The organism is Herbaspirillum sp. BH-1 (genome assembly GCF_002870055.1).
Classification (GTDB): Bacteria; Pseudomonadota; Gammaproteobacteria; order Burkholderiales; family Burkholderiaceae_D; genus Herbaspirillum; species Herbaspirillum frisingense.
This window is the reverse complement of record NZ_PKOI01000005.1, coordinates 216,610-228,673: the sequence shown is the minus strand read 5'-3', so window position 1 is coordinate 228,673 and position 12,064 is coordinate 216,610. Positions and strand designations below refer to the sequence as shown.

Annotated in this window: 11 protein-coding genes; 4 read left to right on the top strand and 7 right to left on the bottom strand. The window is 61.2% G+C overall.

The window, feature by feature from the left end:
* Positions 1–63: 63 nt before the first annotated feature.
* Positions 64–1,050 (bottom strand): LysR family transcriptional regulator, encoded by a 987-nt coding sequence (locus HBH1_RS09325; RefSeq protein WP_102662514.1) that lies wholly within the window; start codon positions 1,048–1,050, stop codon positions 64–66.
* 110 nt (positions 1,051–1,160) lie between these two features.
* On the opposite strand from HBH1_RS09325, the gene HBH1_RS09320 reads away from it, so the two are divergent.
* The 3 genes from HBH1_RS09320 (at position 1,161) to HBH1_RS09310 (ending at position 5,276) form a co-directional block, all read left to right on the top strand.
* Positions 1,161–2,252 carry a tartrate dehydrogenase gene (locus HBH1_RS09320; RefSeq protein ID WP_102662513.1) on the top strand — a complete coding sequence of 364 codons (1,092 nt, stop codon included), beginning with the start codon at positions 1,161–1,163 and terminating at the stop codon, positions 2,250–2,252.
* A gap of 144 nt (positions 2,253–2,396) precedes the next feature.
* A complete protein-coding gene (locus tag HBH1_RS09315) occupies positions 2,397–3,719 on the top strand; it encodes a glycerate kinase type-2 family protein (protein WP_102662512.1) in 1,323 nt (440 codons plus the stop codon).
* Between the two features lie 255 nt (positions 3,720–3,974).
* A complete protein-coding gene (locus tag HBH1_RS09310) occupies positions 3,975–5,276 on the top strand; it encodes an MFS transporter (protein WP_102662511.1) in 1,302 nt (433 codons plus the stop codon).
* A 115-nt stretch (positions 5,277–5,391) separates the two neighbouring features.
* Here the strand turns inward: HBH1_RS09310 and HBH1_RS09305 are convergent, their stop codons facing one another.
* The 6 genes from HBH1_RS09305 to HBH1_RS09280 all read right to left on the bottom strand — a co-directional run bounded on the left by HBH1_RS09305 (position 5,392) and on the right by HBH1_RS09280 (position 10,051).
* On the bottom strand, positions 5,392–5,973 hold the full coding sequence (locus tag HBH1_RS09305) for a DUF305 domain-containing protein (protein WP_102662510.1): 582 nt from the start codon (positions 5,971–5,973) through the stop codon (positions 5,392–5,394).
* A 323-nt stretch (positions 5,974–6,296) separates the two neighbouring features.
* Positions 6,297–7,067: a type I methionyl aminopeptidase gene (map, locus tag HBH1_RS09300; RefSeq protein WP_102662509.1), complete on the bottom strand. Its 771-nt coding sequence runs from the start codon at positions 7,065–7,067 to the stop codon at positions 6,297–6,299.
* Positions 7,064–7,276: a ParD-like family protein gene (locus HBH1_RS09295; RefSeq protein ID WP_039874457.1), complete on the bottom strand. Its 213-nt coding sequence runs from the start codon at positions 7,274–7,276 to the stop codon at positions 7,064–7,066. The genes map and HBH1_RS09295 overlap by 4 nt, the downstream gene beginning before the upstream one ends.
* A 93-nt stretch (positions 7,277–7,369) precedes the next feature.
* Positions 7,370–7,879: a flavin reductase family protein gene (locus tag HBH1_RS09290; protein ID WP_102662605.1), complete on the bottom strand. Its 510-nt coding sequence runs from the start codon at positions 7,877–7,879 to the stop codon at positions 7,370–7,372.
* A 119-nt stretch (positions 7,880–7,998) separates the two neighbouring features.
* Entirely contained in the window at positions 7,999–9,027 is a 1,029-nt protein-coding gene (locus tag HBH1_RS09285; RefSeq protein WP_006462159.1) for a methionine synthase, read from the bottom strand.
* Positions 9,028–9,067: 40 nt separating this feature from the next.
* Positions 9,068–10,051, bottom strand: a complete 984-nt coding sequence (locus HBH1_RS09280; protein ID WP_102662508.1) for a DUF1852 domain-containing protein — start codon at positions 10,049–10,051, stop codon at positions 9,068–9,070.
* Between the two features lie 363 nt (positions 10,052–10,414).
* Between HBH1_RS09280 and HBH1_RS09275 the strand changes: the two genes are divergently transcribed.
* Positions 10,415–12,055: an ABC transporter substrate-binding protein gene (locus HBH1_RS09275; protein ID WP_102662507.1), complete on the top strand. Its 1,641-nt coding sequence runs from the start codon at positions 10,415–10,417 to the stop codon at positions 12,053–12,055.
* The last annotated feature ends 9 nt before the right edge of the window (positions 12,056–12,064 follow it).

The window sequence follows — 12,064 nt, the reverse complement described above, 5'->3', positions numbered from 1 at the left end:
ATCGTTAGCCGTTTCAAAGACCGCCATGCCGCGGATCAACAGCCCCTAACAGCCCCTAAGCCCCTAAGGCGTGATCTTCCGCTTGCGCCGGGGCTGACGAACGCTTCCGCCCGGTTCATGACGGCCAGCCGGTGCGATATCGGCCAGTTCCAGTTGTACCGCAATGAAATCCACGAAGGCCCGGATCCGGTTGGACATCTGATGACGTTGGGAGTAGACGGCATAGATATCGGCATTGGGTGACTGCCAGCCGGGCAGGACCCGAACCAGCCGCCCATCCTCCAGATAGCCCCGCACATCCCATTCCGCGCGCAGCAGGATCCCATGCCCTTCCAGGGCCCATTTCACCGCGATCTCGCCATCGTTGGTGGTCAGGTTGCCGCGAATCTTCACTGCCTCCGTCTTGGAAGAGGCGCCGCTTCCGGCGGTGAGCCGCCATAGCCCGTAGGCTTCGTCCCCTTGTCGGATTCCCACGCAGTTGTGCTTGGTCAGGTCGTGTGGCGTGACGGGCATGCCGCGTCGCGCCAGGTATTGGGGCGCGGCACACAGCAACCTTGCGTTCGGCGCCAGACGCCTGGCCACGACCCGCGTATCAGGCGGCTCGCCAAAGCGGATGCAGACATCGAAGCTGTCGTCGGTCAACGGCGGGGGCATCACGGATAGCTGCAGCTGCACCGCGACCTGCGGATACTCGGCGACGAATTTCGAGATCACCGGCGCCACATGGCTGCGTCCGAAACCCAGGGTGGCATTGACACGCAGCAAGCCCTCCGGACGCCGCTTGGAACTCCCCAGCAGTTCGGACAGTTCGTCGATTTCATCCAGGATACGACGGGCGTGTTCCAGATAAAGCTCCCCCTCCGGGGTGAGGGTCATGCGGCGGGTAGTCCGGTTGACCAGCGGCACGCCGGCGCGGCTCTCCATCTGGCTCAGGTGCTTGCTCACCGCCGCCGTCGTCAGGCCCAGCTCACGGGCCGCCGCCGACAGGCTGCCGGCCATCGCCAGCACCGAGAAGAAGCGTAAATCCGAAGGAAGAACCACGTCTTGCATACGCGATTGTTAAATTGAAGTTAAGGATGCTTTGAGTTTAGCACCGGTTTTTGTAGAGCGAACGCCAGTAGAGTGCCACTCACCAAAACATTTTATGAAAGGCCGGAGACATGAAGACTTATCGCATCGCAACCATTCCGGGTGACGGCATCGGCAAGGAAGTCGTACCAGCGGGTCGCCAGGTGCTGGAGGCGCTGGCCGCCACCAGCAGCACATTCAAGTTCGACTTCGAGGACTTCGACTGGGGTGGCGACTACTACCGCAAGACCGGCGCCATGATGCCGGCGGACGGGCTGGACGCGCTGCGCGACAAGGATGCCATCCTGTTCGGCTCGGCCGGCGACCCGCACATTGCCGACCACATCACCCTGTGGGGCCTGCGCCTGAAGATCTGCCAGGGCTTCGATCAATATGCCAACGTGCGCCCGACCCGCATCCTGCCGGGTATCGACGCGCCCCTGAAGCGCTGCAAGGCAGAAGACCTGAACTGGGTCATCGTCCGCGAAAACTCCGAAGGCGAATATGCCGGCGTGGGCGGGCGTGTTCACCAGGGCCATCCGATCGAGGCCGCCACCGACGTGTCGATGATGACCCGTGCCGGCGTCGAGCGCATCATGCGTTTCGCCTTCAAGCTGGCGCAGTCGCGCCCCCGCAAGCTGCTGACCGTCATCACCAAGAGCAATGCCCAGCGCCATGCGATGGTGATGTGGGATGAAATCGCCGTGCAGATTGCCAAGGAATTCCCGGATGTGAAGTGGGACAAGGAATTGGTCGATGCCGCCACTGCCCGCATGGTCAACCGTCCTGCCACGCTGGACACCATCGTGGCCACCAACCTGCACGCCGACATCCTGTCCGACCTGGCCGCCGCGCTGGCCGGCAGCCTGGGCATCGCCCCCACCGGCAACATCGATCCGGAGCGCCGCTATCCCTCGATGTTCGAGCCCATCCACGGTTCGGCATTCGACATCATGGGCCGTGGCCTGGCCAACCCGGTGGGCACCTTCTGGTCGGTGGTGATGATGCTGGAACACCTGGGCGAGCACGAAGCGGCGGCACAGGTCATGCAGGCCGTGGAAGCCGTGACCGCCGACCCGTCGCTGCATACCGGTGACCTGGGTGGCAAGGCCACCACGGCGCAGGTCACCGCAGCCGTCTGCGCCTTCGTCAGCAAGGCGGCGCACACCCGGAAGGCGGCGTAAGCCATTCTTCAGCGGTCCGAACGGACCGCCTCTGCCGACAAGCGTGCTCCCTCCCGGCCCCGGTTTCGGGTGCCGGCGGGGTGGCCTCGCGCTAAAAAAACAATCGAAGACAGGCACATCAAGCCTGCCATTGCCGGAGACGCAATGCCCACTGCCCAACCACCGTCCGAGCGGGCCCGGATCGACGCCTTGCTGGAAGGCATGTTCGATGCGGCGATTGCCATCGCCCAGCCGGCCGTACGTATTCCCCAATTCCTGCCCGAGGCGCCGCATGGGCGCCTGATCGTCATCGGTGCCGGCAAAGCCTCCGCCGCCATGGCGCGCGCGTTCGAAGACCACTGGCCGGGCAAGCTCGAAGGCCTGGTGGTGACCCGCTACGGTTACGCAGTGCCGTGCGAGCGCATCGAGATTGTGCAGGCAGCCCATCCGGTACCGGATGAAAACGGTCTGGCCGCCGCCACGCGCCTCATGGACATGGTCAGCAAGCTCAGCGAAGACGATCTGGTGGTCTGCCTCATCTCGGGCGGCGGCTCCGCCTTGTTGCCCATGCCGATGCCCGGACTGACGCTGCTTGACAAGCAACGCATCAACCAGGCGCTGCTGGACTCGGGGGCCTCCATTTCCGAGATGAATTGCGTGCGCCGCCATCTTTCCGCGATCAAGGGCGGCCGGCTTGCGGCGGCCTGCCATCCCGCGCGGGTACTGAACCTGCTCATTTCCGATGTGCCTGCCGACGGCGTGCATGACATTGCCTCCGGTCCCACGGTGGCCGACCCGACGAGCTGTGCCGATGCACTGGCCATCGTCGACCGCTATGAGATCGAGCTGCCGCCGCAGGCACGCGCCATCCTCTCCAACAGCAGCAATGAGACCCCGAAGCCCGGCGACCCGCGTCTGGCCAGGGTGGAAACACACCTGATCGCCACCCCGCGGATGGCGCTGGAAGCCGCTGCCGATTTCGCGGCCCGGCATGCTGTACCGGCCCACATCCTGTCCGATGCCATCGAAGGCGAGGCGCGCGAGGTGGGCAAGGTGATGGCGGCCATCGCACGGCAGGTGGCACGTGGTGACCAGCCCTTCAGCAGTCCCTGCGTCATCCTCTCCGGCGGCGAGACCACCGTGACCGTGCGCGGTACCGGACGGGGCGGGCGCAATGTCGAATTCCTCCTCTCTCTGGGTATCGCCCTGAACGGCGAGAAGCACGTCTATGCGCTGGCCGGCGACACGGACGGTGTCGATGGCAGGGAGGAAATCGCCGGCGCGCTGCTGCGCCCGGACACCCTGGAACGCGCCCGTCGGGAGGGGCGCCCCCCGATGACCTGCCTGGAAAACAACGACGCCCACGGTTTCTTCCAGGTGCTTGGAGATTCGGTCATCACCGGACCGACGATGACCAACGTCAACGACTTCCGCGCCATCTACGTCAGCGCATCGGACAAGCCGTCAGCGATGACGAATGACAAATGAAACATGGAGATTCCTATGCGCCGTCTGCGCAATGCAAAGATCGTTGCCACGCTGGGACCGTCGCCTACACCACCTCTGGCTATTCGGCGCTGCGCCTGGCACAGATCGCCTGAAGCGGGCAGGGCAGATGCCCTAGCAGGGAAGAGGAGCAGAACCAGAACAGAAACTGCCTGCCGGCCGCGCTGTAGCGCCAGGCAGGCACACAACAACGTGTAACAGGAATCACCCTCGAACAACGTAAAGAAGGAGACAAGCATGCAAACCGAAATCGAAAAGCGCACCTTGCGGCGCATCACCTGGCGCATCGTGCCATTCATCATGTTGCTGTACTTCATCGCCTACATCGACCGGGTCAACATTGGTTTCGCGGCGCTGACGATGAAGCAGGACCTGGGCTTCAGCGCCTCGGTCCTGGGCTTTGGCGCCGGCATCTTCTTCTGGGGCTACTTCATGTTCGAAGTCCCCTCCAACATCATCCTGCACAAGGTCGGGGCGCGCCTCTGGATTGCCCGGGTGATGGTGACCTGGGGGATGATCTCCGGTGCCATGGCCTTCGTCGATGGCGCAACGAGTTTCTATGTCATGCGCTTCCTGCTGGGTGCGGCCGAGGCCGGATTCTTCCCCGGCATCATTCTCTACCTGAGCTACTGGTTCCCGGCCCGCCATCGCGCAGGCGTGACGGCTTTCTTCATGGCAGCCGCACCGCTGTCCACGGCGATCGGCTCGCCGATCTCGGCGGCGCTGCTGGAGATGGACGGCGTCATGAATCTCCATGGCTGGCAATGGATGTTCATCCTGGAAGCCATTCCGGCGCTATTGCTCGGTGTTGTGGTCCTGGGCTTCATGACCGACAAGCCGGAAAAGGCAAAGTGGCTCAAGGAAGACGAACGCGCCTGGCTCATCAAGACCATGGCCGACGAGAATGCGCAGAAAGACAAGTCGGGCAAGCACGGCATCCTCCGTGGCCTGGCCGATCCCCGCGTGCTGGGGCTGGCGCTGATCTACTTCGGCACCTCGGCAGGGCTGTACACGCTGGGCATCTGGGCGCCGCAGATCATCAAGGGACTGGGGGTCTCGTCCATGGCGGTGGGCTTCCTCAATGCAATTCCACCCATCGTGTCAGTGGTGGCCATGGTGCTCTGGTCGCGTCATTCCGACCGGACTGGTGAACGTACCTGGCACGTCATCATCGCCTGCGTTGCCGCGGCGGTGGGGCTGGTGATCGCAGCCGGTGCCAATAGCGTGGTAGGGCTGATCGCGGCCTTGACGCTGGTGAATGTGGGCATCAGTTGCGCCAAGCCGCCGCTGTGGAGCATGCCGACCATGTTCCTCTCCGGCACGGCCGCGGCCACCGGCATTGCTACCATCAACTCCATCGGCAACCTTGGCGGCTTCGTGGCGCCCAGCGTGATCGGCTGGATCAAGGACTCGAGCGGCAGCTATGCCGGTGGCCTGTATTTCGTGGCGGGGCTGCTGGTGTTTTCGGCGGTGCTTACGCTGATCATGTCGCGCTTCCAGGCCAGGGAGCGGAATGCGCACGTCTATCAGAAAGTGTAAGAAGATCCAAGTTCGAGAAGAGGCAGGATAGTCGAGTTGCGCCAGCGTCGCCAGTGCCCCCCGGACCCTCTTGATCAATCTAGGAGCGCGGAAATTGGTGCGTTTGCGCGGCGCTCTAGCGCAATGGTTTCAATGTGTCGATCCCGGTGCTGGCGTCCGTTTCGGGAGGGGGAGGGGGAACTTGTCGATCACGGTACGATGGAAGGTCGGGTGCGGAAACCGGGGCCGGTCGTGACTCCAGCCGCGCAATGAGCTCCTTCATCTGTGTGATTTCGCGGATCTGTGCGTCGATGATGCCGTCGGCCAGCTTGCGCACCTGCGGATCCTTGATGTGCGCGCGTTCGCTGGTCATGATGGCGATAGAATGGTGCGGAATCATGGCTTTCATGTAACTGATGTCATCCACCGTTTCCTGGCTGCGAACCAGCCAGAGTGCGCCGGCAAAAGCGATGATGCTACCGACGAAAATGGCGATATTGACGCGCCTGCTTTTGTACATCGAAGCCATGAAAGCGAGCATGATGAACGCCATGCTGGCCCCCATGAGCAGGGCCATCCACATCCGCGTCTGGCTATATTCGATATGGCTGAGCACGTAGGTGTTGAGGTACATCAGCCCATACATCACCGCCGTAGAGCTCGCGATCATTGCCCAAAACCGGCCATATCCCATCTTCATGGAGGCGTCATCTGCCATGGTGTTCTCCTGGTGAATGGGTGACTTGCGTTGATTTGATCCGGACCCTTCGCATCGGTATGCAACACGAAGTACGTCAGGACGGAAGAGCCTGGGGTGCATGAGATATCTCTCCTACGAGATCGCCGCCAGAGGTATCTCATGAGGGACAGGGGTGATTATTGAAAGTTGCAGCGAGGTGGGAGAACGGCCGTGCCTGCGAAGCTTGGTGATGTTGGTGGGTTCGTTGAGATTGAGTCGGCATTCCTGGCCGCTTCGAATGCAATCTCGCGCATATGTTATTTTACATAATACAAATTATGCGAAGTTTTAGACATTCCAGCTCAGGCTGAAATGAAGCCTTCTTCCGGCCGCAACGTCAACACCTGCACGCCTTTCTTGGTCACCGCCACAGTATGTTCAAACTGCGCCGACAGCTTGCCGTCGGCCGTCACCACGGTCCAGCCGTCGTCTTCCGTGCGGCAGGCATGGTGGCCCTGGTTCAGCATTGGCTCGATGGTGAATACCATGCCTTCCTGCAGGACCATCCCCGTCTTCGGTCGTCCCCAATGCAATACCTCCGGCGGCTCGTGCATTTCCCGGCCGATGCCATGGCCGCAGAACTCGCGGACCACCGAAAACCCGTGACGTTGCGCGTGGCGTTGAATGGCGTAGCCAATATCGCCAAGCTGGGCGCCTGGTCGCACGGCATGGATGCCTTTCCACATGGCTTCGTAGGTAATCTGCACCAGATGGCTGGCTTCCGACGTGACCGCTCCGATCAGGTAGGTCTTGCTGGAGTCGGCGATGTAGCCGTTCTTCTCCAGCGTAATGTCGAAGTTGACGATGTCGCCGTCCCTGAGGATCTCCGTTTCCGACGGCACACCATGACAGATCACGTTGTTGCGCGATGAATTGAGGGCGAACGCGTAGCCATACTGGCCTTTGCTGGCCGGCCGCGCGTGCAGCTCCTCGACGATAAAGCGGTCAACCCAGTCGTTGACCTGCATGGTAGACATGCCGGCAAGCTCCAGCTGATCCAGCCCGCTGAATACGCTGGCCAGCAGCCTGCCTGATTCGGCCATCAGAGAGATTTCTTCGGGGCGCTTCTTCATGTCGCCGTCACTCTGACACTGGGCGTGACTACCCCAGCCTCCTGCAATTCGCGGGCGATGATCTCGTTGAAGGAAAGCGTTGGATTGGTCTCGGCCAGAACGCCGATCTTGATCCAGAAAGCCGCCTGCGCATTGATGGAGCGGCAGGATACGGCCGTGGCCTTGCGGATCTGGTCGTGCAAGTCGTCGTCGATGTTCACAATACCCATGATTGACCTGTATATATATGATTCATATACGAAGTATATATTCATATCAAAAAACAGGTCAACCACCCGGTCAGTCCATCCCGGCGCCGGTGTTCAGGCGTCCACGGCTTCTGCGATGTCCCGATACTGCCCGCGAAAATACAGCAATGGCTGTGCGCTTGCCGGCTTTTGCTGGCCCATGGCAAGTACCTCGCCGATGACGATGAGATGATCGCCGGCGACATGTTCAGCATGAATCTGACAATCCAGCCAGTGCAGACTGCCGGTAATGATCGGGTTGCCTAGCGGCGACGCCTGCCAATCCACACCCTGCCACTTGTCTTGGCCACGGCGGGCGAACTGGCTGGAAATATGCGCTTGATCGGCGGCCAGGATATTGACCGCAAAGCGCCCTGCTCGCCTGATCGCCGGATAGCTGCCCGAACTGGCCATGACGCTGAAGGACACCAGCGGCGGGTTCATCGACACGCTGTAGAAGGACTGGCAGGTGAAGCCGATCGGCGTGGCGTCCACCAGCGAGGTGATCACCGTGATGCCGGAGGCGTAATACCCGAGCGCGTCGCGAAAACGCGATGGGTCGATGCTTGTGCTGGTCAATGACATGATGGAACAGGAATGCGGCTTGGGATCGCAACTACCCAAACGGATATGAAAACTCAGCATCAGCCTGGACGGCCACCGCGCACTGCTGGCGGCGCCCGTCCAAGCAGGTATGCCTACGCTTACCTGGCCAGTTCCTGGCGGATGATCTCCGCACCGGCAGCAAGTGCGTTGAGCTTGCCTCGGGCGACGTCACGCGCCAGGGGTGCCATGCCGCAGTTGGTGCAAGGATAGAGCTTGTCGGCATCGACGAACTGCAGCGCCTTGCGCAGGGTGTCGGCGACCTCCTCCGGGGTTTCGATGGTATTGCTGGCCACATCGATGGCGCCGACCATTACCTTCTTGCCACGGATGAGTTCAATCAGATCCATGGGAACGCGCGAATTGTGGCACTCCAGCGAGACGATATCGATGCCGGACTGTTGCAGCTTCGGGAATGCTTCCTCGTATTGTCGCCACTCCGATCCCAGGGTCTTCTTCCAGTCGGTGTTGGCCTTGATGCCGTAGCCGTAGCAGATATGGACGGCGGTTTCGCACTTCAGTCCTTCGATGGCGCGTTCCAGCGTGGCCACGCCCCAGTCGTTGACTTCGTCGAAGAAGACATTGAAGGCAGGCTCATCGAACTGGATGATGTCTACGCCGGCCGCTTCCAGCTCCCGGGCTTCCTGATTGAGGATCTTGGCGAATTCCCAGGCCAGTTTTTCGCGACTCTTGTAGTGGGCGTCATAGAGCGTGTCGATCATGGTCATGGGGCCGGGCAGCGCCCATTTGATGGTTTGCCCGGTCTGCTGGCGCAGGAACCTGGCGTCTTCCACGAAGACCGGTTTCTGGCGTGAGACGGCGCCGACCACGGTGGGCACGCTGGCATCGTAGCGGTCGCGGATGCGCACGGTCTCGCGCTTCTCGAAATCAACCCCGTCCAGATGTTCGATGAAGGTCGTCACGAAATGCTGGCGCGTCTGTTCGCCATCACTGACGATATCGATGCCGGCATGGACCTGTTCCTGCAGGGACAGGCGCAAGGCATCGCGCTTGCCGTCACGCAGTTCTTCACCTTGCAGTTTCCAGGGCGACCAGAGCTTCTCGGGTTCGGCGAGCCAGGAAGGTTTCGGCAGGCTGCCGGCGGTGGAGGTAGGTAAGAGTTTTTTCACGTTGGATGACCTGTTCTGTTGTATGAATCCGTGCGGATAATCAGTGGGCGTAATGGGCGGACCACTGCGCCAGGACCGCCTGGTAAGGCTTGATGAAGTGTTCTTCGGCAAACCTGCCCTGCTCCACCGCCAGCCGGCTGCGTTCTTCGCGGTCGTAGACGATGCGGGTCAGGGAATAATCCTGGTGCTTCAGGCTGGGCCGATAGGACTTGCCGGCAGCCGAATTGGCGTTGTAGATCTCGGGCCGGTAGATCTTCTGGAAGGTCTCCATCGTGCTGATGGTGCTGATCAGTTCCAGATTGGTGTAGTCGCCCAGCAGATCGCCGGAGAAATAGAACGCTAGCGGCGCGGCGCTGTCGGGCGGCATGAAGTAGCGTACCTGCATGCCCATCTTGCCGAAGTATTCATCGGTCAGCGAATACTCGTCCTGCAAATATTCCACACCCAATACCGGATGCCGGTTCTCGGTGCGCCGGTAGGTCCGGCTGCTGGAGACACTGAGGCAGATGACCGGCGGCTTGCCGAAATGCGCGCGGTACACGTCCGACTCGACGAAGGACTTGAACAGCCGTCCATGCAGGTCACCAAAATCCTCGGGGGCGCTGAAGACAGGCTGGTTGCGGTTGCGCTCCAGCAGGACCACGCTGAAATCGTAATCGCGTACATAGGAGGAAAAGTTATTGCCCACGATGCCGGCAGTGCGTTCGCCCGTCTGCTGATCGATGACTGTCGTCTGCAATATCTCGATCAATGGAAGTGCCGGACCGCTGCGCTCGCCGGCAATCTTCATCTCGACCGAGATGATCTCCAACTCGACGTGATAGCGCTCGCCTGTCGGATTATCCCAATGCGCCAGGGCATTGAAGCGGTTGTCGATCATGCGGAAGGTGTTGCGCAGGTTCTCCTGGCGGCTTTCGCCCCGGGCAAGATTGGCGAAGTTGGTGGTGATGCGCGTGTTCTCGGAAGGACGATAGTCCTCGTCGAAGCAGATGCTCTTGATGGCAAACGTAAATTCTTTGGTCATGGTGATTCAGCCTCTGGCCGTCCTGGTGATGACGATGTTCGAAGCGAATCTTAAGCGCAGTCATCCATGAAAAAAAGTGAAATGATCTCATTAATCCATTAGATCGGCTCATAGACCCGCGCAAAGTCTCCACTCCCGCAGACCCGCCGCATGATAGGCATGCGTTTTCCAAGGAAGCACATGCGGAATGCTTCGTTCAGGCCAGCACAGCGCTTTGGTCTAATAGCGCGACGTTGCTGAACCAGCACTTCTTCACCCTCTCACCATATGGCCGCGCAGCTTCAAGAGCCGGCGCGAACCGGCACAGGGCGTACAGAAAGAAGCCCGCCCGACCGCAACACCACACCGACAACAGGGGAAACCATGCTACACACCAGACTCCTGCGCTCCCTGCTGGGCGCAGCCACATTGCTCATCGCCGGCGCTGCTGCAACCGCTCCTGCGACGGCCGCCGCCCCCACACCGGGCGGGACTCTCACCACCATCATCCAGCCCGAACCGGTGATCCTGACCTCGGCCCTGAACACAGCCGCACCGACCGGCTTCTTCAGTGCCAACGTCTTCGATGGCCTGGTCGAATACGACAACGATTTCAAGTTGAAACCGGCCCTGGCCGAGCGCTGGGAGTTTTCCAAGGACGGCAAGACCCTGACCTTCTACCTGCGCCGTGGCGTCAAGTGGCACGACGGCAAGCCCTTCACCTCGGCCGACGTGAAATGGACCCTGGAAAACGTCTGGAAGAAGATCCACCCGCGTAACCAGATCCTCTACGGCAAGGTCACCTCCACCGATACGCCCGACGACTACACCGTGGTGATCCACTTCAGCGAGCCTTCGCTGGCCGTGCTCAGTTCGCTCAACAGCAACGGCGCCCAGGTCCTGCCCAAGCACTTGTATGAGGGGACCGACATCCTCAACAACCCCTACAACAACAAGCCCATCGGCACCGGCCCCTTCGTCTTCAAGGAATGGAGCCGTGGCAACTACATCACCCTGGAACGCAATCCGGAATACTGGGACAAGGGCAAGCCCTACCTGGACAAGATCGTCTTCAAGGTCGTGCCTGATGCCGGTGCCCGCGCTGCCGCGCTGGAAAAGGGTGAAGCCCAGTACGCCCCGTTCTCCCCGGTGCCGCTCAAGGACGCCGAGCGCCTGGCCAAGCTGCCCAGCCTGAAGCTGGAGACACGCGGCTATGAATGGCTCTCGCCCTGGCTGTTCGTGGATATCAATCTCGACCGCCCCTACTTCAAGGACCTGCGCGTGCGCCAGGCGCTGGCCTACGCGATCGACCGCAATGCCTTCAACAAGGTGGTGTGGTACGGCTTCGGCAAGCCGGCCGACAGCCCGGTGGTCTCCACCCTCAAGCAATTCCACACCAGCGACGTGCCGCAATACGGCTTCGACCCCAAGAAGGCCGAAGCCCTGCTGGATGAAGCCGGCCTCAAGCGCGGTGCCGACGGCACCCGCCTGAAGATCAACCTGGATTACCTGCCCTACGGCGACGACTTCAAGCGCAGCGGCGAATTCATCCGCAATTCCCTGAAGCGCGTGGGCATCGAGGTCAACGTGCGGGCGCAGGACACGCCGACCTACACCAAGCGTGTCTATGGCGACCGTGACTACGACCTGTCGGTGGTCTGGTTCGCCGGCTTTGCGGATCCGCTGGTCGGTGTCACCCGCGCCTACTGGAGCGATTCGGTCGGCAAGAACATCCCCTGGAGCAATGGTTCCGGCTACCGCAGCGCCGAGGCCGACAAGCTGATCTCGCAGGCCCAGGGTTCGGCCAGCCAGAGCGAACGCATCGCCCTGTTCAAGAAGCTGCAGCAGCAGGTGCAGACCGATCTGCCTTCGTTGCCGCTGCTGGAAATGCACTTCTTCACGGTGCAATCCTCCAACCTCAAGGATGCCGTGGCCGGCGTCGACCAGGTCTATGGATCGCTGAAGAACGCGTGGTTCGACAGCGGCGCCAAGGTGGCCGCCAATCCTGCCGCGCCGCAACGCTAAGGACCGCGA